General features: G+C 72.0%; 15 protein-coding genes. All 15 read left to right on the forward strand.

Annotation, left to right across the window (positions count from 1 at the left end; translation table 11 throughout):
• Window positions 1-310 precede the first annotated feature (310 nt).
• The 15 genes from ACWD0A_RS10055 (at window position 311) to ACWD0A_RS10125 (ending at window position 20,149) form a co-directional block, all read left to right on the forward strand.
• Window positions 311-1,834 (forward strand): sugar ABC transporter ATP-binding protein, encoded by a 1,524-nt coding sequence (locus ACWD0A_RS10055; RefSeq protein WP_451296430.1) that lies wholly within the window; start codon window positions 311-313, stop codon window positions 1,832-1,834.
• On the forward strand, window positions 1,831-2,862 hold the full coding sequence (locus tag ACWD0A_RS10060) for an ABC transporter permease (RefSeq protein ID WP_451296432.1): 1,032 nt from the start codon (window positions 1,831-1,833) through the stop codon (window positions 2,860-2,862). Before ACWD0A_RS10055 ends, ACWD0A_RS10060 begins: the two co-directional genes overlap by 4 nt.
• A gap of 69 nt (window positions 2,863-2,931) precedes the next feature.
• Window positions 2,932-3,978, forward strand: coding sequence for a substrate-binding domain-containing protein (locus tag ACWD0A_RS10065; protein WP_451296434.1), 1,047 nt, complete (start codon window positions 2,932-2,934; stop codon window positions 3,976-3,978).
• Window positions 3,979-4,022: 44 nt separating this feature from the next.
• Window positions 4,023-5,273 carry a Gfo/Idh/MocA family protein gene (locus ACWD0A_RS10070; protein WP_451296436.1) on the forward strand — a complete coding sequence of 417 codons (1,251 nt, stop codon included), beginning with the start codon at window positions 4,023-4,025 and terminating at the stop codon, window positions 5,271-5,273.
• A 12-nt stretch (window positions 5,274-5,285) separates the two neighbouring features.
• Window positions 5,286-6,293 (forward strand): sugar phosphate isomerase/epimerase family protein, encoded by a 1,008-nt coding sequence (locus ACWD0A_RS10075; protein WP_451296438.1) that lies wholly within the window; start codon window positions 5,286-5,288, stop codon window positions 6,291-6,293.
• Window positions 6,294-6,638: 345 nt separating this feature from the next.
• Entirely contained in the window at window positions 6,639-10,328 is a 3,690-nt protein-coding gene (locus ACWD0A_RS10080) for a ThuA domain-containing protein (RefSeq protein WP_451296440.1), read from the forward strand.
• A gap of 122 nt (window positions 10,329-10,450) precedes the next feature.
• Window positions 10,451-11,602, forward strand: coding sequence for an inositol-3-phosphate synthase (locus ACWD0A_RS10085; protein WP_451296442.1), 1,152 nt, complete (start codon window positions 10,451-10,453; stop codon window positions 11,600-11,602).
• Entirely contained in the window at window positions 11,599-13,032 is a 1,434-nt protein-coding gene (locus tag ACWD0A_RS10090; protein WP_451296444.1) for a UbiA family prenyltransferase, read from the forward strand. The genes ACWD0A_RS10085 and ACWD0A_RS10090 overlap by 4 nt, the downstream gene beginning before the upstream one ends.
• A complete protein-coding gene (locus ACWD0A_RS10095; RefSeq protein WP_451296446.1) occupies window positions 13,029-13,991 on the forward strand; it encodes a sugar phosphate isomerase/epimerase family protein in 963 nt (320 codons plus the stop codon). The genes ACWD0A_RS10090 and ACWD0A_RS10095 overlap by 4 nt, the downstream gene beginning before the upstream one ends.
• Complete coding sequence (locus ACWD0A_RS10100) at window positions 13,988-14,668, forward strand: EboA domain-containing protein (RefSeq protein WP_451296448.1); 681 nt, start codon at window positions 13,988-13,990, stop codon at window positions 14,666-14,668. The genes ACWD0A_RS10095 and ACWD0A_RS10100 overlap by 4 nt, the downstream gene beginning before the upstream one ends.
• Complete coding sequence (locus ACWD0A_RS10105; RefSeq protein ID WP_451296450.1) at window positions 14,668-15,516, forward strand: TatD family hydrolase; 849 nt, start codon at window positions 14,668-14,670, stop codon at window positions 15,514-15,516. Before ACWD0A_RS10100 ends, ACWD0A_RS10105 begins: the two co-directional genes overlap by 1 nt.
• Before the next feature lie 15 nt (window positions 15,517-15,531).
• Entirely contained in the window at window positions 15,532-16,704 is a 1,173-nt protein-coding gene (gene eboE, locus ACWD0A_RS10110; protein ID WP_451296452.1) for a metabolite traffic protein EboE, read from the forward strand.
• Window positions 16,701-18,128, forward strand: a complete 1,428-nt coding sequence (locus ACWD0A_RS10115) for an alkaline phosphatase family protein (RefSeq protein ID WP_451296454.1) — start codon at window positions 16,701-16,703, stop codon at window positions 18,126-18,128. Before eboE ends, ACWD0A_RS10115 begins: the two co-directional genes overlap by 4 nt.
• Before the next feature lie 13 nt (window positions 18,129-18,141).
• Window positions 18,142-19,305 carry a sugar phosphate isomerase/epimerase family protein gene (locus ACWD0A_RS10120; RefSeq protein WP_451296456.1) on the forward strand — a complete coding sequence of 388 codons (1,164 nt, stop codon included), beginning with the start codon at window positions 18,142-18,144 and terminating at the stop codon, window positions 19,303-19,305.
• 199 nt (window positions 19,306-19,504) lie between these two features.
• The gene (locus tag ACWD0A_RS10125; RefSeq protein ID WP_451296458.1) at window positions 19,505-20,149 is read left to right on the forward strand and encodes an HAD family acid phosphatase; all 645 of its coding nucleotides are present in this window, start codon (window positions 19,505-19,507) and stop codon (window positions 20,147-20,149) included.
• Window positions 20,150-20,280 lie beyond the last annotated feature (131 nt).

Consider the following 20,280-nt stretch of genomic DNA (forward strand, 5'->3'; position numbering starts at 1 on the left):
CAGGCACCACGCGTACGCCAGGCACCACCGGCACTCCCGTCCGTCACGACCGGTCCCTCCGACCCCCGGGGCCCGGCCGTCACCGGCGCCACCCGCACGGCACAACCGTCGCCCCACCACGAGCACCGGCACCACGAGCAGCACACACGCGCACCCCTACGCACCACCCGCACCGGTCGACGCACGAGCCGCACCACGACGTGCACCCACCCGCACGCCCCCGCCGCACCGACGGGGGCGCCCCGGGCCCGCCCTCGTACCCTCATCCGCCCTGCCCGCTCACCGGCCGCACCCGCCGAGGGGATTCGTCATGGCATCAGAACCACCCCTGCTCACCATGTCCGGCATCACCAAGTCGTTCCCGGGCGTCCGTGCCCTGGACGGCGTGGACCTGGAGGTCCAGGCCGGCGAAGTCCACTGCCTCCTCGGGCAGAACGGCGCAGGGAAGTCCACTCTCATCAAGGTCCTCGCCGGCGCCCACCAGCCCGACGGCGGAGAGATCACCTGGCGCGGCGAGACCGTGTCGCTCAAGTCGCCCATCGCCGCCATGCGCCTCGGCATCGCGACGATCTACCAGGAGCTCGACCTGGTCGAAGGGCTGTCCGTCGCCGAGAACGTCTTCCTGGGCCACGAGCCGACCGCGGCCGGCTTCGTCGTACGCGGCGCGGCCGCCCGGGACGCGACCGCACAGCTGCTGCGGCGGCTCGGACACACCGAGATCGACCCGGCACGTCAGGTCGGCGACCTGTCCGCGGCTCAGCAGCAGATCGTCTCCATGGCCCGCGCCCTCTCCCACGACGTGCGGCTGATCGTGATGGACGAGCCGTCCGCCGCCCTCGACCCCGACGAGGTCGACAACCTCTTCCGCATCGTCGGCGACCTCACCGCCGAAGGCGTCGCCGTCGTCTACATCTCCCACCGGCTGGAGGAGATCCGCCGTATCGGAGACCGTGTCACCGTCCTCAAGGACGGGCGCGCCGTCGCCGTCGGCCTGCCCGCCGAGTCCACACCCACCCGCGACGTCGTCGCGCTGATGACCGGCCGTAACGTCGAGTACGTCTTCCCCGAGCGGCCGGCGGGCGGGGCGGGCGCCGCCCGCGAGCCGGTCCTGCGGGTCGAAGGGCTCGCCAGGCAGGGCGAGTTCGCGCCCGTCGACCTGGAACTGCGGCCAGGGGAGATCGTCGGTCTCGTCGGCCTCGTCGGCTCGGGACGCAGCGAGCTCCTGGAGACCGTCTACGGCGCCCGCAGGCCCACCGTGGGCCGCGTCCTCGTCGACGGCATCCCGCTGCGGCCCGGCAGCGTCCGCGCCGCCGTCCGCGCCGGCATCGGCCTCGCGCCCGAGGAACGCAAGGCGCAGGGCCTGCTGATGCTGGAGTCCGTCACCCGCAACGTCACCATCTCCACCCTCTCCCGCTTCTCCCGCGCCGGCTGGCTCGACCACCGCCGGGAGCGGGCCGCCGCCCGGCAGGCCACCCGGGAACTGTCCCTGCGGCCCGACAACCCCGACGCCCGTATCCGCACCCTCTCCGGCGGCAACCAGCAGAAGGCCGTGCTCGCCCGCTGGCTGCTGCGCGGCTGCAAGGTGCTCCTCCTCGACGAGCCCACCCGCGGTGTCGACGTCGGCGCCCGCGCCGAGCTGTACGCCGTCATCCGCAGGCTGGCCGACGAAGGGCTCGCCGTACTGCTCGTATCCAGCGAAGTGCCCGAGGTCCTGGGCCTCGCCGACCGTGTGCTGGTGCTGCGCGAAGGCAGCGTCGTGCACACGGCCGACGCCCGGGAGCTCGACGAACACCGCGTACTCGACCTTGTGATGGAAGGGAGCCCGACGGCATGACGCAGCCAGCCTCTGCGGCGCAGAAGGACGCGCCGGCCGCCACCGCCACGTCCGCACCGGCAGGCGGGGGGCGCAAGCCGCTCGGACTGCGCGCGGACGTCCGCAACCTCTCGCTCCTCGGCGTCCTCGCCGTGCTGATCGCCGTCGGCGGGATCACCAAGCCCGACGAGTTCCTCGCGGCCGGCAACCTCCAGCTGGTGCTGACCCAGGCGTCCGTCATCGGTGTCGTCACCGTCGGCATGACGTTCGTCATCACCAGCGGCGGCATCGACCTGTCGGTCGGCGCGATCGTCGCGCTCGCCTCCGTATGGGCCACGACCGTGGCGACCCAGGAGTACGGCTTCGCCGGCATCCTCTTCACCGCCGTCATCGTGGGTGTGGGCTGCGGCCTGGTCAACGGTGTGCTCATCGCGTACGGCGGGATGGTGCCGTTCATCGCGACCCTCGCCATGCTCGCCTCGGCCCGCGGACTCGCCCTGCAGATCACCGACGGCAAGACCCAGATCGTCACGGTGAACGAGGTGCTCGACCTCGGCGTCAAGGACGCCTACATCCTCGGCATCCCGCCGCTGGTGCTGGTCTTCGCGGCCGTCACCGTCATCGGCTGGCTGCTGCTCAACCGCACCACCTTCGGCCGCCGCACCGTCGCCGTCGGCGGCAACGCGGAGGCGGCCCGGCTCGCCGGCATCGACGTCCGACGCCAGCGCCTGTACCTGTACCTGCTGTCCGGCCTGTGCTGCGGCATCGCCGCGTTCATGCTGATCGTGCTCGCGGGGTCCGGCCAGAACACCAACGGCAACCTCTACGAACTCGACGCCATCGCGGCCGCGATCATCGGCGGCACCCTGCTCAGCGGCGGCCGCGGCACCATCGTCGGCTCCGTCCTCGGCGTCCTGGTCTTCACGACGATCACCAACATCTTCGCGCTGAACAACCTGGAGACCGCCGTCCAGCAGATCGCCAAGGGCGCGATCATCGTCGCCGCCGTCCTCGTCCAGCGCCGCACCCTGCGCGGCGCCGACGCCTGACGGCCCGGCACCCCCGCACCTCCCCCAACCCGCACCGCTCATACCGCCCAGTCGAAGGGTCGATCCGCCATGCCCCACATCCCCTCCACCAGCCGCAGAGGACTGCTGTTCGGCACCGCAGCCGTCTCCGCCGGAGCGCTGCTGACGGCCTGCACCAGCAACGAGCCCAAGAAGCAGGAACAGGCCACGAACAACGCCCCGGTCGCCGACGACAAGCCCGGCAAGGCCGTCACCATCGGCTTCGCCGGTCCCCAGGCCGACCACGGCTGGCTCAACGCCATCAACCAGAACGCGAAGTCACGCGCCCAGAAGTACTCCGACGTCACCCTGGAGATCACCGAGGGGTCCAACGACACGGCCGCCCAGATCGGCCAGGTCCAGACCCTCATCAACAAGAAGGTCGACGTCCTCGTCATCCTGCCCGCCGACGGCAAGGCCCTCACCCAGGTCGGCCTGCAGGCCATGAAGGCGGGCATCCCCGTCGTCAACCTGGACCGCATCTTCGCCTCCCCGCAGGCCTACCGCTGCTGGATCGGCGGCGACAACTACGGCATGGGTCTCAACGCGGGCAGCTACATCGGCGAACAGCTCAAGGACAAGCCGAACGCCAAGGTCGTCGAACTCGCCGGACTCGACAACCTCGAACTGACCAAGCAGCGCACCCAGGGCTTCGACGACGCCCTGAAGAACTACCCCAACATCAAGAAGGTCGCCCGCCAGGCCGCCGACTTCACCGTCGAGTCCGGCCAGGCCAAGATGGCGCAACTGCTCCAGGCCCAGTCGCAGTTCGACGCCCTGTGGAACCACGACGACGACCAGGGCGTGGGCGCCCTGCGCGCCATCGCCCAGGCCGGGCGCGACGACTTCCTGATGGTCGGCGGAGCGGGCGCCAAGTCCGCGATGGACGCCATCAAGGCCGACAACAGCGTGCTCAAGGCCACCGTCCTGTACCCGCCGACGATGGCGGCCTCCGCCATCGACCTGGCGCGCGCGCTCGGACAGGGCAAGGGAGTCAGCGGTATGGCCGAACTGGAGATCCCGGCCTCCCTGACCCTCTACTCCGCCGTCGTCACCAAGGACAACGTCGACGAGTACCTGCCGACGGGCTTCAACTGACCGGCGCGCCGCCCCCACCGTGCACACCGACGAGGAGGATCTGTATGGAACAGAGGGACAGTGACGCAGGCGCACCGACACTCGGCGTGGGCATGGTCGGCTACGCGTTCATGGGCGCCGCGCACTCCCAGGGATGGCGCACCGCGGGCCGGGTGTTCGACCTGCCGCTGCGGCCGGTCCTCGCCGCGATCGGCGGCCGCGACGAGCAGGCCGTGCGCGCGGCGGCCGACCGGCACGGCTGGGCGGCGGCGGAGACCGACTGGCGCGCCCTCGTCGCCCGCGACGATGTGCAGATCGTCGACATCTGCACACCCGGGGACAGCCATGCGGAGATCGCCATCGCGGCACTGGAGGCGGGCAAACACGTCCTGTGCGAGAAGCCCCTGGCCAATTCGGTGGTCGAAGCCGAGGCCATGGTGAGGGCCGCCGAAGCGGCTGGCGCGCGCGGCCAGTTGGCGATGGTGGGCTTCAACTACCGGCGCGTGCCCGCCCTCACGTACGCGCGCCGGCTCATCGCCGACGGCCGGCTCGGCACGCTGCGCCACATCCGGGTCACCTACCTCCAGGACTGGCTGGTCGACCCCGATTTCCCGCTGACCTGGCGTCTGGAGCGGGAGCACGCGGGGTCGGGGGCGCTCGGCGACCTCGGCGCGCACATCGTCGACCTCGCGCAGTACCTGGCGGGGGAGGTGCTGGTCGGGGTCTCGGCGCAGCTGGAGACCTTCGTGAGGGAACGGCCGCTGCTGCGGGGGGCGTCGGCAGGTCTGACCGCGTCCGGCGGCGCGGAACGGGGGCCGGTCACCGTCGACGACGCGGCCCTGTTCACCGGGCGCCTCGCCTCCGGGGCCCTCGCATCGTTCGAGGCGACCCGGATGGCGTCGGGGCGCAAGAACGCCCTGCGCCTGGAGGTCAACGGCGAACTCGGCTCGCTCGCCTTCGACCTGGAGCGCCTCAACGAGCTCTCCTTCCACGACCACCGCGAGCCGGCCGTCACCGCGGGCTTCCGCCGCATCCTCGTCACCGAGGCGGAACACCCCTACCTCGAGGCGTGGTGGCCGCCGGGCCACGCCCTCGGCTACGAGCACACCTTCGCCCACCAGGCCCGCGACCTGGTCGTGGCCATCGCCACCGGGGCGCAGCCGGTGCCCTCGTTCGCCGACGGGCTGCAGGTGCAGCGGGTGCTCGCCGCGGTGGAGGAGAGCGCGCAGAAGAACGCCGTCTACACCCCCGTACTGGCGGCCGGTGCGGACGAGGGAGCACAACGAGCAGCCCAGGCCGTACAGGCACAGGTCTGAGAAGGAGGTCCCATGCCACGCCCGTTCACACTGTTCACCGGCCAGTGGGCCGATCTGCCGCTGGAGGAGGTCTGCCGGCTGGCCCGTGACTTCGGATACGACGGTCTGGAACTCGCCTGCTGGGGCGACCACTTCGAGGTGGACAAGGCCCTGGCCGACCCGTCGTACCTGGACGGCCGGCACGCGTTGCTGGAGAAGTACGGCCTCACCTGCTGGGCGATCTCCCACCATCTGGTCGGCCAGGCCGTCTGCGACAACCCCATCGACGAACGGCACCAGGGCATCCTGCCGGCCCGCATCTGGGGCGATGGGGAGCCGGAGGGCGTACGGCAGCGGGCCGCGGCCGAGATCAAGGACACCGCGCGCGCCGCCGCGGCCTTCGGCGTCGACACGGTCATCGGCTTCACCGGCTCCTCCATCTGGCACCTGGTGGCGATGTTCCCGCCCGTGCCGGAGCGGATGATCGAGCGCGGGTACGAGGACTTCGCCGAGCGGTGGAACCCGATCCTCGACGTCTTCGACACGGAGGGCGTCCGCTTCGCCCACGAGGTCCACCCCAGCGAGATCGCCTACGACTACTGGACCACCAAGCGGGCGCTCGAAGCGGTCGGCAACCGGCCCGCGTTCGGGCTGAACTTCGACCCGAGCCACTTCGTCTGGCAGGACCTGGACCCGGTCGGCTTCCTCTACGACTTCCGGGACCGGATCTACCACGTCGACTGCAAGGAGGCCCGCAGGCGTCTGGACGGGCGCAACGGGCGGCTGGGCTCCCATCTCCCGTGGGGCGACCCGCGCCGCGGCTGGGACTTCGTCTCCGCCGGGCACGGCGACGTGCCCTGGGAGGACGTGTTCCGGATGCTGCGCTCCATCGGCTACGACGGGCCCGTCTCGGTGGAGTGGGAGGACGCCGGGATGGACCGGCTGGCCGGCGCGCCACAAGCGCTTGCGCATCTGAGGCAGTTCGACTTCGAGCCCCCCAGCGCCTCCTTCGACGCCGCCTTCTCGGGTGGCGATCAGTAGAACATGCCTGGTCCGAGCCCGACGGCGACAGTGCCGCCGGGCCGGTCCGGCACGCCCGGGTACGTCTTTGTCCTGCTACGGGAAGAAGTTCAACTTCGTTGCTGCACAAGGGCTTTCCGTCCAGGTTGAACCCGGCTACCGTCCCATCTCGTGTACACGACATAGGTGGTGCAGGAGTGACGGCGCACTCCGGTTCCACGGCATCCAGCCCGGCGCGGAGCTCTCGCAGCTCAAGGAAGAGCACCCGCGAACAGCACCGCTCCACGAGGCGAGCGCGGTCCGGGGGACACCCCCGGCGCTCCACGGCAACCCGCTCGTTCGACCGGCCACTACCGGAGGACATCCGTGCACAGAAAAAGGCCCAGGGGCCGCAAGGCCCTCGCGCTCCTCACCGGCAGTCTCCTCGCTGCAACCTCGCTCGCCCTCACCGCGCCGACCACGGCAACCGCAGCCGACCCCGAAGCGACGTCGGCAGCCGCGGAGTTCCAGCAGGTCACGCTCGCCAAGGGCGGTGAGGAGACCGGCGAGCCCATGTCGCTCGCCGTCCTCCCCGACCGGAGCGTGCTCCACACCTCCCGCAACGGCGAGCTGCGCATGACCGACGCCGCCGGCAACACCCGGGTCGTCGGCACCGTCCCCGTCTACTCGCACGACGAGGAAGGTCTCCAAGGCATCGCCCTGGACCCGAAGTTCGCCGAGAACCGGTTCGTCTACCTCTACTACGCGCCCCCGATGGACACCCCCGCGGGCGACGCGCCCAACGAGGGGACCGCCGCGGACTTCGCGAAGTTCGACGGCGTGAACCGGCTCTCCCGCTTCGTCCTCAACGAGGACGGCACCCTGAACAACGCCAGCGAGAAGAAGATCCTCGACGTCCCGGCGACCCGCGGCATCTGCTGCCACGTCGGCGGCGACATCGACTTCGACGCGGCGGGCAACCTGTACCTGTCGACCGGCGACGACTCCAACCCCTTCGCCTCCGACGGCTACACCCCCATCGACGACCGCCCCGGCCGCAATCCCGCCTACGACGCCCGCCGCACCTCCGGCAACACCAACGACCTGCGCGGCAAGATCCTGCGCATCAAGGTGAACGACGACGGCTCGTACGCGATCCCGGAGGGCAACCTCTTCGCCCCCGGCACCGAGAAGACCCGGCCCGAGATCTACGCCATGGGCTTCCGCAACCCCTTCCGGTTCAGCGTCGACAAGAAGACCGGCATCGTCTACGTCGGCGACTACGGTCCCGACGCCGGCGCCGCCGACCCCCGGCGCGGCCCGGCCGGACAGGTCGAGTTCGCCCGCGTCACCGGCCCCGGAAACTACGGCTGGCCGTTCTGCACCGGAAACAACGACGCCTACGTCGACTACGACTTCGCCACCAAGACCTCCGGCGCCGCCTTCGACTGCGCCGCCCCCAAGAACGACTCGCCGCACAACACGGGCCTGGTCGACCTGCCGCCCGCGCAGCCGGCGTGGATCCCGTACAACGGGGGATCGGTACCCGAGTTCGGCACCGGTTCCGAGTCGCCGATGGGCGGACCCGTCTACCGCTACGACGCCGCCTCCACCTCCCCGGTGAAGTTCCCCGAGGAGTACGACGGGGACTTCTTCGCCGGTGAGTTCGGCCGGCGCTGGATCAAGCGCATCGAACACGGCGCGGACGGCGCCGTGCAGTCCATCAACCCGGTCCCGTGGACCGGCACGCAGATCATGGACATGGCCTTCGGCCCCGACGGCGCGCTGTACGTCCTCGACTACGGCACCGCCTGGTTCGGCGGCGACGAGAACTCCGGCCTCTACCGCATCGAGAACGCCACCGGCGGACGCTCCCCGGTCGCCGAGGCGAGCGCGAGCAAGACCTCCGGCACGGCGCCCCTGCGTGTGTCCTTCTCCTCCGCCGGGACCACCGACGCGGACGGCGACGCCCTCACCTACAGCTGGGACTTCGGCGACGGCGGCACCTCCACCGCGGCCGATCCCACGTACACGTACAAGAAGAACGGCACCTACACCGCCACCGTCACCGCCAAGGACCCGAGCGGCCGCACCGGCTCCGCCGGCGTCCGTGTCGTCGTCGGCAACACCGCGCCCAAGGTGACGCTCGACATGCCCGCCGACGGCGCCATGTTCGACTTCGGCGACGAGATCCCCTTCAAGGTCACGGTCACCGACCCGGAGGACGGGACCGTCGACTGCGCCAAGGTGAAGGTGACGTACATCCTCGGCCACGACAGCCACGGTCACCCCGAGACATCGGCCAACGGCTGCAGCGGCACGATCAAGACCTCGGCCGACGGCGGCCACGACCCCAACGCCAACATCTTCGGCGTCTTCGATGCCGAGTACACCGACGGCGGAGGCGGCGGCCAGGCCCCGCTGACCACGCACGACCAGGCGAAGCTGCAGCCGCGCCACCGGCAGGCCGAGCACTTCGACGACTCCGCCGGCATCAAGACCTACGACAAGGCGAGCGCCCACGGCGGCAAGACCGTCGGCGACATCCACAACGGCGACTGGATCTCCTTCACGCCGTACCACCTCGCCGGATCCACGAAGCTCACCGCACGCGTCTCCTCAGGCGGCACCGGCGGAATCCTGGAAGTGCGGGCCGGGTCCGCGAGCGGCACCCTCCTCGGCTCCACCCCGGTGCCGGTCACCGGCGGCTGGGACACCTTCCAGAACGTCGACGTGCCGCTCACGTCGGTCCCGAAGCGGACCACCGAACTGTTCCTCGTCTTCAAGGGAGGAGCCGGGGCTCTGTACGACGTCGACGACTTCCGGATCTCCGACGAGCCCGTCGACAAGGCCGCCAAGCGCGTCCTCGTCTTCTCCCGGACCGCCGGTTTCCGGCACGACTCCATCCCGGCCGGCATCACCGCGCTGAAGGAGCTCGGCGACAGCAGCGGCATCACGGTCGACTCCACGGAGGAGGCCCGCCAGTTCACCGCCGCCAACCTCGCCCGCTACGACGCGGTCGTGTTCCTGTCCACCACCGGGGACGTCCTGAACGCCGACCAGCAGAAGGCGTTCGAGGACTACGTCGCCGCAGGCGGCGGCTACATGGGCGTGCACGCCGCGGCCGACACCGAGTACGACTGGGAGTTCTACGGCGGACTCGTCGGCGCCTACTTCGCCTCGCACCCGCACATCCAGCCCGCGACCGTACGCGTCGAGGACCACGACCACCCGGCCACCGCGCACATCGACGGAACCTGGCAGCGCACCGACGAGTGGTACAACTACCGCACCAACCCGCGCGAGCAGGCCCGTGTCCTCGCCACGCTCGACGAGACCAGCTACACGGGCGGCACCATGAAGGGCGACCACCCGATCGCCTGGTGCCAGACCTACGAGGGCGGCCGCGCCTTCTACACCGGCGGCGGCCACACCAAGGAGTCCTACGCCGAGCCGGCCTTCCGGCAGCACCTGCTGGGCGGGCTGCGCTACGCCACCGGACAGGTCGACGCCGACTGCAAGCCGAGGACCGGTTACCGGCCGATCTTCAACGGCGAGACGCTGGAGGGCTGGAAGCAGGCCGGTCCGGGCAGGTTCGACGTCGTCGACGGCGAACTGCGCACCGAAGGCGGCATGGGCATGCTCTGGTACCAGGCCAAGGAGCTGCACTCCTACTCCCTCAAGCTCGACTGGAAGATGGCGGGCGACGACAACTCCGGCGTCTTCGTCGGCTTCCCCGCCTCCGACGACCCCTGGTCGGCGGTCAACAACGGCTACGAGGTCCAGATCGACGCCACCGACGCCCCGGACCGCACCACCGGTGCCGTCTACGGCTTCAAGTCGGCCGACATCCGGACCCGCGACCGGGTGCTGCGGCCGCCCGGCGAGTGGAACACCTACGAGATCCGGGTCGAGGGCGAACGCCTGCAGGTCTTCCTCAACGGAGAGAAGATCAACGACTTCACCAACACCGACCCGGTCCGCAGCCTCAAGGACGGCTACATCGGCATCCAGAACCACGGCGCCGAGGACCAGGTGTCCTTCCGTGACATCCAGCTGAAGGAGCTGCCCTCCTAGCGCCCCTCAGGGGCGCGAGCCCTGAGGGCCGTCACCGAGCCGGCGGCGGGCGGGGAGGCGCCGTACCCCCGCCCGCCGTCCTCCATCCCCATCGGAACATCGACATGGCAGGGAGGCAGCCCGTGAACAACGACGGGAACGCAACGGAGCCCCGGGTCGGCCGGGGAACCGCACGTACCGGGGTCTGGTTCGTCGGAGCACGCGGATCGGTGGCCACCACCGCGGTGGCCGGATGCGCCGCGGTGACCGCCGGACTGCATCCGCCGACCGGCATGGTCACCGAGACCGCGCCGTTCACCGGCACCGGTCTGCCCTCCCTGCCCTCACTCGTCTTCGGCGGCCACGACACCGCCAGCTGCCCGCTGCCCAAGCGGGCCGAGCACCTCACCGAAGCGGGCGTCCTCCCGCACGGCCTCGCCGGCGCCGTCCGCACCGACCTCGCCGCCGCCGACCGGGAGATACGCCCCGGCGGCCCGCTCGCCGGGGACACCCGCACCGACGAGGAACTCATCGCCGCCTTCGCCACGGACCTGGAGTCCTTCCGCGAGCGACACCGGCTCGCCAGGGTCGTCGTCGTCAACGTGTCCTCCACCGAACCCCTCCCGGGAACGGACGCCGTCCGGCTGCCACCCAGCTCCCTCTACGCGGCCGCCGCCGTCCGCACCGGCTGCCCCTACGTGAACTTCACCCCGTCCACCGGGCTGCGCACCGCCGCCCTCACCGACGCCGTCGCGGCCAGTGGACTTCCCCACGCCGGCCGCGACGGCAAGACCGGCCAGACCCTTCTCCGCTCCGTCCTCGCCCCGATGTTCGTGCAGCGCGCCCTGTCCGTACGGTCATGGTCCGGAACCAACCTTCTGGGCGGCGGAGACGGAGCGGCCCTCGCCGACCCCGCCGCCGCGGCCGCCAAGAACGCCGGCAAGGAACGCGTCCTCGCCGACACCCTCGGCCACAGTCCCGAGGGAGAGGTCCACATCGACGACGTCCCCGCGCTCGGCGACTGGAAGACGGCGTGGGACCACATCGCCTTCGACGGCTTCCTCGGCTCCCGCATGGTCCTGCAGACCATCTGGCAGGGCTGCGACTCGGCACTCGCCGCACCCCTGGTCCTCGACCTGGCCCGCCTCGTCGCCCGCGCCCACGAGGCAGGCATCTCGGGGCCCCTGCCCGAACTGGGCTTCTACTTCAAGGACCCGGACGGCGGCCCGGCGGGCCTGTCCGAGCAGTTCACCGCGCTCCTCTCCTTCGCCGACCGCCTGCGGGAGACCCGGTGATCCGCTCCCTGCTGTCCCGCCTCGCGCCCCCGGCCGCGCGACCCCGGTCCCGCGGCCTCGCCGCGGCCTCCTCGTCGCCCGAGGCCGTGGGCCCGCCAGCGCGGCCGCCGGGCCGTGCCACGCTGCGGGACTGGGCCGAACTGCTGCGGATCTCCGCCCTGTTCACCGTCCCCGGCGACGCCCTCGCGGGCGCGGCCGCGGCCGGGCTGCGCCCCAACCGGGGCACGGCACTGGCCGTGGGCGCCTCCCTGTGCCTGTACGAGGCGGGCATGGCGCTCAACGACTGGGCCGACCGCGACGAGGACGCCGTCGACCGTCCGCACCGCCCGATCCCCTCGGGCCGCATCGCACCGGGCGCGGCCCTCGCGGCGGCCGGTGCCCTCACCGCGGCGGGCCTCGCCCTCGCCTCCCGCGCGGGCCGTCCCGCCCTGGCCGTGGCCACGGCCCTGTCGGCCGCGGTCTGGGCGTACGACCTCCGCCTCAAGCACACGGCAGCGGGCCCCGCCGCGATGGCGGCGGCCCGCGGACTCGACCTGCTCCTGGGGGCAACCGCCACGTTGTCCGCAACCCGACGGCCCACCCCGGCGGCGCGACGCGGCCGGGGGCCGCACGCAGCCGGCGTCCTGCCGTCCGTGCCGCGGCGCGGAGCCGGGGTCCGGGGGAGCGGCGACGCGGTTGCTCCGTGCGCGCGGCGGGACCGGGTCATGCCGGCCGCGCAGGCACGGCGCGGAGCTGCCGTTCGGGGGCCGGGGGCGGGGCCCCTGGTGTCCCGTCAGGGTTTCGGGGAGGGGTGGGGCGGGGGATCTCCCACCGCACCCCGATTCACCCTGCGCGCCTCTGCGCCCTCCGTGGCGTCCGCCCGCCGGCCGTCGCACGGAACCGGCGTCGTGCCGTCTGCGGCGCTCGTCCCCGTGGCACGGCGCGGAGCTGCCGTTCGGGGGCCGGGGGCGCGGCCCCTGGTGTCCCGTCAGGGTTTCGGGGAGGGGTGGGGCGGGGGATCCTCCACCCCACCCCGATCCACCCTGCGCGCCGCCGCGCCCGCCGCCGCGATGCTGGCCGCCCACACGTACGCCGTCACCTCCGTGTCCCGGCACGAGGCACAGGGCGGCTCGACCCTGGCGCCCGTCTCGGCCCTGGCGGGCACCGCCGTGCTCGGCGCCCTCGCAGCGCGTCCACGTGGCAGGGCGCCGGCCACGGTCCAGGCCCTGCTCGCCGCCGCGTACCTGCGTACCGCCGCCACCGGTTACCTGCACGCCGCCCTCAACCCCTCGCCGTCCCTCACCCAGCGCGCCGTCGGTGGGGGGATACGCGCCATGATCCCGCTCCAGGCCGCCCTCGCCGCCCGGTCCGGCGCCGCCCTCACCGGCCTCGCCGTGATGGGGCTCGTGCCCGTCGCCCGCAAGCTCGCACGGAAGGTCAGCCCCACATGACCACCCACCCCTCCGCCCTCCGCCTCGGCTACGGCACCAACGGCCTCACCGACCTGCGCCTCGACGACGCCCTCGCCCTGCTCGCCGACCTCGGATACGACGGCGTCGGGCTGACCCTCGACCACATGCACCTCGACCCGCTCGCTCCCGACCTCGCCGCCCGCACCACCCGCGTCGCCCGCCGGCTCGGCGAACTCGGCCTGACCTGTGCCGTCGAGACCGGCGCCCGCTATGTCCTCGACCCCCGCCGCAAGCACGGACCCTCGCTCCTCGACCCCGACCCCGACGCCCGCGCCGCCCGCACCGGGCTGCTCCTGACCGCCGTGGACGTCGCCGCAGAGCTCGGCGCCCACGCCGTGCACTGCTTCAGCGGCATCACTCCTCCCGGCACCGGCGCCGACACGGCCTGGAAGCACCTGGAGGAAGGGCTCTGGCCCGTACTCGACGCCGCCGCGGCGGCCGGCGTACCCGTCGCGATCGAGCCCGAACCCGGGCACCTCCTCGCCACCCTCGACGACTTCCACCGGTTGCGCACCGTGCTCGGCAACCCGGCGCCCCTCGGCCTCACCCTCGACATCGGTCACTGCCAGTGCCTGGAACCCGCGCCCCCGGCCGACTGCATCCGGGACGCCGCCCCCTGGCTGCGGCACGTCCAGATCGAGGACATGCGCCGCGGCGTCCACGAGCACCTCCCCTTCGGCGACGGCGAGATCGACTTCCCTCCCGTCCTCGACGCCCTCGCCGCCGGCGGATACCAGGGCCTCACCGTCGTCGAACTGCCCCGCCACTCCCACGCGGGCCCCGAACTCGCCCGCACCTCGATCGAGTTCCTCCGCGCGGCGGGCACGGCAGGCACAGCACGCGCGGCAGACACAGCACGCGCGGCAGACACGCCACGCACGGCAGACCCGGACCGCACCGCTCGCACAGCCCGCACGAAGGGAGCACCGGCATCGTGACGCCTCCACCGGCACCGTCCCGCAAGGAACTCGAGGAGCAGCTCGACGACACCGCCCGTGCCTGGCTCGGCGACGCCCTCACCGAAGCCGCCGAGGCCGCCGCCTCGCCGCCGGACGCCCCCTCCCCGTACGCCGCACACACCTGGGAGCTGCGCTTCGCCGCCGCCGGCCGGCACTGCGGCCAGAAGCACGCCGACGCCGCCCGCATCCTGATCCTCGGCGAGGCCCGCGCCGGGCTGGACACCCTCACGCGCCTCTACCAGCAGGGCAGCGCCGCCGAGCGCCGCGCCGTGCTCCTCGCCCTGCCCGTGCTCGTCCACGGCCCCCACGCCCTGCCGCTGGTCGACGACGCGCTGCGCACCAACGACACCCGGCTCGTCGCCGCCGCGGTCGGTCCCTATGCCGCGAGCCACCTCGATCCGCACGCCTGGCGGCACGCGGTCCTCAAGTGCCTCTTCACCGGCGTCCCCGTCGACGCCGTGGCGGGTCTGGAGCGGCGCGCCGCCGGCGACGGCGAACTCGCCCGCATGCTGGCCGACTTCGCCGCCGAACGCGGCGCCACTGGCCGCGACGTCCCTGCGGACCTCTCCCGTGTGCTGACCCTGACCGGTGACCGGCCGGGACCCGCGGTCACGCCCCCCGCCCCGTCCACCGAGCAGCCCGAGGAGGAGTTCTGATGCGCATCTTCGATCCCCACATCCACATGACCTCCCGCACCACCGACGACTACCAGGCCATGTACGCCTCGGGCGTCCGGGCCCTCGTGGAACCGTCGTTCTGGCTCGGCCAGCCCCGCACCTCCCCGGCCGGCTTCTTCGACTACTTCGATTCGCTCCTCGGCTGGGAACCCTTCCGCGCCGCCCAGTACGGCATCGCGCACCACTGCACCATCGCCCTCAACCCCAAGGAGGCCAACGACCCCCGCTGCACACCCGTCCTCGACGCCCTGCCCCGCTATCTCGTCAAGGACGGCGTCGTCGCCGTCGGCGAGATCGGCTACGACTCCATGACACCGGCGGAGGACACCGCGCTGGCCGCCCAGCTCCAACTGGCCGCCGACCACGGCCTGCCCGCCCTCGTCCACACCCCGCACCGGGACAAGCTCGCCGGACTCCACCGCACCGTCGACGTCGTCCGCGAGTCGAACCTCCCCACCGAGCGCGTCCTGCTCGACCACCTCAACGAGACGACCGTCAAGCACGCCGTCGACAGCGGCTGCTGGCTCGGCTTCTCCATCTATCCCGACACCAAGATGGACGAGGACCGCATGGTCACGATCCTGAAGACGTACGGAACGGAGAACGTCCTCGTCAACTCGGCCGCCGACTGGGGGAAGAGCGACCCGCTCAAGACCCGCAAGGTCGCGGACGCGATGCTCGCCGCGGGCTTCACCGAGGACGACGTCGACAAGGTCCTGTGGCGCAACCCGGTCGCCTTCTACGGCCTCAGCGGCCGTCTCCAGCTCGACGTCCCCGCCCCGGAAGCACTCCACGAGGGCAACTCCATCCTCCGCGGCGGGGAATGACGGGAGGAGCCCCGGATGCGCTTCCGCCACCCCGACGGGTCCACCGTCCACCTCTCCTACTGCACCAACGTCCACCCCGCCGAGACCCTCGACGGTGTCCTCGCCCAGCTGCGCGACCACAGCGAACCCGTCCGCAAACGCCTCGGCAGGGACCGGCTCGGCATCGGGCTGTGGCTCGCCAGGGACGCGGCCCACGCCCTGATCGACGACCCCGCCGCCCTGCGCGGCCTGCGCTGCGAACTCGACCGGCGCGGACTGGAGGTCGTCACCCTCAACGGCTTCCCCTATGAGGGCTTCGGCGCCGACGAGGTCAAGTACCGCGTCTACAAGCCGGACTGGGCCGACCCCGAACGCCTCTCCCACACCACCGACCTCGCCCGCCTCCTCGCCGCTCTGCTGCCCGACGACGTCACCGAAGGCACGATCTCCACGCTGCCGCTCGCCTGGCGCACGGCCTTCGACGAGCGGTCGGCCCGCATCGCCCGCACCGCCCTGACGACGCTCGCCGAGCGGCTGGACGTCCTCGAGGAACTGACCGGACGATCCATCCGGATCGCCCTCGAACCCGAGCCCGGCTGCACCGTGGAGACCACCGCCGACGCCATCGGCCCCCTCACCGATATCGGCGCCGGCCACCGCATCGGCATCTGCGTCGACACCTGCCATCTCGCCACCTCCTTCGAGGAACCGGAGACCGCCCTGGCCGCGCTCACCGCCGCCGGCGTCACCATCCCCAAGGCCCAGCTGTCCGCCGCCCTGCACGCCGAACACCCCCACCTGCCCGACGTGCGCGAGGCCCTCGCCCCCTTCGCCGAGCCCCGCTTCCTGCACCAGACCCGCACCCGGACCGCCGCCGGGCTCCGCGGCACCGACGACCTCGCCGAGGCCGTCGCCGGTGACGCCCTCCCCGACGGCGCCCCCTGGCGCGCCCACTTCCACGTCCCCCTGCACGCGCCGCCCGCACCGCCGCTCACCTCCACCCTGCCCGTGCTCCAAGACACCCTGACCCGGCTCGTCGGCGGCCCCGTACCCCGCACCCGTCATTTGGAGGTCGAGACCTACACCTGGCAGGCCCTCCCGCCCGAGCTGCGGCCCCGCAACCGCACCCAGCTCGCCGACGGCATCGCCGCCGAACTCACCCTGGCCCGCGACCTGCTGACCGACCTCGGCCTCAAGGAACTGCCATGAACGACACCCGACGCCCCACCCCCCTTCTCGTCCTGGACGTCGTCGGTCTCACCCCCAAGCTCCTCGACCACATGCCCCAGCTGAAGGCGCTGGCCGCCGCGGGCTCCCAGGCCGCCCTGAGCACCGTGCTGCCCGCCGTCACCTGCGCCGCCCAGTCCACCTTCCTCACCGGGACCCTCCCCGCCGAACACGGCATCGTCGCCAACGGCTGGTACTTCCGCGAGCTCGGCGACGTCCTGCTGTGGCGCCAGCACAACGGCCTCGTCTCCGGCGACAAGATCTGGGACGCCGCCCGCCGCGCCCATCCCGGCTACACCGTCGCCAACATCTGCTGGTGGTACGCCATGGGCGCCGACACCGACATCACCGTCACGCCCCGTCCGGTCTACTACGCCGACGGCCGCAAGGAGCCCGACTGCTACACCCGGCCGCCGGCCCTCCACGACGAACTCACCGAGAAATTCGGCACCTTCCCCCTCTTCCACTTCTGGGGGCCGGGCGCGGACATCGTCTCCAGCCAGTGGATCGCCGACGCCACCCGCCACATCATGCGCACCCGCCACCCCGACCTGACCCTGTGCTACCTGCCGCACCTCGACTACGACCTCCAGCGCTACGGTCCCGACGACCCCCGCTCGCACCGGGCTGCCGCCGAACTCGACACCGTCATCGGCCCCCTGCTCAAGGACGCGCGGCAGGAGGGCCGCACCGTCGTGGCCCTGTCCGAGTACGGCATCACCCGCGTCAGCCGCCCCGTCCACATCAACCGCGCCCTGCGTCGCGCCGGGCTCCTCGAGGTCCACACCCAGGACGGCATGGAGTACCTCGACCCGATGGCGTCACGGGCCTTCGCCGTCGCCGACCACCAGCTCGCCCACGTCTACGTCCGGCGCCCCGAGGACCTCGAGATCACCCGCGAAGTCCTCCGGGACCTGCCCGGCGTCGACGAGATCCTCGGCGACGAGGGCAAGAAGGCCAACGGCCTCGACCACCCCCGCTCGGGGGAGCTCGTCGCCGTCGCCGACCCCGACGCCTGGTTCACGTACTACTACTGGCTCGACGACGCCCGCGCCCCCGACTTCGCGCAGCTCGTCGAGATCCACCGCAAACCCGGCTACGACCCCGTCGAGCTGTTCATGGACCCCCACGACCCCTACGTCCGGCTCAGGGCCGCCACCGCCGTGGCCCGCAAGAAGCTGGGCATGCGCTACCGGCTCGCGGTCGTGCCCCTCGATCCCGCACCCATCCGCGGCAGCCATGGCCGCCTCCCCGCGAGCGACGAAGAAGGTCCGCTCATCCTGTGCTCCACCCCCCGCGCCGTGTCCGGCCGCACCGCGGCCACCGATGTGAAGTCCCTGCTGCTCCGTCTGGCCGGCCTCGAGAGAGACGGCAGCGCAGCCGGTATCCGTGTTCCCATGAAGTGAGAGAGAGAATGCCGTGACCGCCTTCAACGAAGAGACCGCCACCGACGAGAGCCTGCGCCGCGCCCTCGGCGTCAGCCGCCGCCGCTTCCTCAGCACCTGCACCGCCGCCGCTGCCGCGGCGATCGCGGCCCCCGTCCTCGGGGCCTCACCCGCCCTGGCACAGGCCGCCGGGGACGACAGAGAAGGCGACGACGGCCGGTCCGCCCTGATCCCGCCGCACAAGCGCGGTCTCATCCTCTACACCGTCCGCGACGCGACGGGCCGCGACCCGATGTCCACCGCTCTGCCGTCCGGTTTCCGCGAGGTCTTCGAGCAGCTGGCCCGCTACGGGTACCGCCAGGTGGAGTTCGCCGGCTACCGCCAGCACGCGAACGCGCCGGGCGGCGCGAACCTGGAGACGGTGGAGGGCGCCAAGCTGCTGCGCTCCTGGCTGGACGAGTACGGGCTCCGGGCGCAGGGCAACCACGGCTTCATCCCGAGCTCATGGCCCCTGACCACCGCCGATCTCGACACCTTCAAGCGCCATCTGGAGATCGCCAACATCCTGGGCATGCCCCACATGGGCACCGGCGGCGACCCCACCGGCAGCTCCTACCGGGCGGACTGGGACGTGGCCGCGGACAAGTGGAACGCTCTCGGCGAGATCGCCCGCCGCGAGGGCGTCAAGCTCTACACCCACAACCACGACTCGGCGTACGGATTCCTGCTCGACGGCGGCCCCCTCGACGCCCAGGGCCGCCCGACCCGCAGCTCCGGCATCCGCAAGCTGGAGTACTTCCTGGAGGTGACCGACCCGAGCGTGGTCTGGCTGGAGATGGACGTCTACTGGGCGCACGTGGCCCAGTACAAGTTCCACACCTACACCGCCTACGACGGATCCACGCGGGAGCAGGTCTTCGACCCGGCGGGCCTGGTGGTGCGTCACAACCCCCGTTACCCGCTGTTCCACGCCAAGGACGGCACGGTCAACACCCAGAACGGCCAGGGCTACGACATGGTGACGTTCGGCGAGGGCGACATCGACTACCGCACGTTCTTCAGGCGGGTGGGGGCGAAGAACTACCACAACCCGATGATCGAGCACGACGGTGCGCCCAGCGCCACGAATCCGGCGCAGTCGCTCGAGGTCGCCCGGAAGAGCTACGACAACCTGGCGGCTCTGCGCGCCCGCCGCTGACCCGGCAGCGGCCCGCCCGGTGGCCTGGGGCCCACCGGGCGGGCCGCCTGTCCGCCGCACCCGGAGAACAAAAGAGGCTACCGGCCGGTAGTAAGAACGTCGCCTTCCGTCCATCATTAAGCGCGAGCATGTCAACCCGTTCGGCCGATCACGGCCGAACGGGCTTCCTGAGCCGCCTCCACACCCAGGAGAACCCCCCATGCATGCACGCATTCGGACGGTCGGTACCACTGCGACCGCCGCCGCCCTGACCTTCGGCGCCGTCCTTCCTGCCGCCACCGCCCACGCGGACACCGCGGCCACGACGACCACCGCGGCCACGACGACCACCGCCGTACGGACGCAGAGCGTCGACTACGACACCTGGCTGCGCGACGTCGCCGCCGTCGTCGCCGAGGCCCGCCCGTACATCGAGCAGCGCACGGCCGACGCGTCCGGCGAGAAGCGGGCGATCGTCCTCGACATCGACAACACCTCGCTCGAGACGCACTTCCACCCGTTCTGGGAGCTGCCCACCCCGGCCATCGCCCAGATGCGCGACCTCGCCCGCTACGCCGACTCCCGCGGCGTCGCCGTCTTCTTCGTCACCGCGCGCCCCGGCATCATCCACTCCCTCACCGACTGGAACCTGAAGAGGACCGGCTACCCGGTCGACGGCCTGTACGTGCGCGACCTGCCCGACCTCTTCGACGAGGTCAGCGCCTACAAGACGGAGAAGCGCGCCGAGATCGAGGCCAAGGGCTACACGATCATCGCCAACATCGGCAACAACACCACCGACCTCGTCGGCGGCCACGCCGAGCGCACGTTCAAGCTGCCCGACTACGACGGACAGCTCTCGTAACGGCCCCGCGCACAGGGCCGGGTGGCCGCGGTGACCGGTCTCCCGGCCGGCCGCGGCCACCCGTGGCCGTGCAACCGAAGGGTCCGGCGGGGGAGCGGCTGCCCGGCAACTTCCCGGAGTACCAGCTCAAC

Source organism: Streptomyces sp. NPDC002867, from assembly GCF_053591895.1.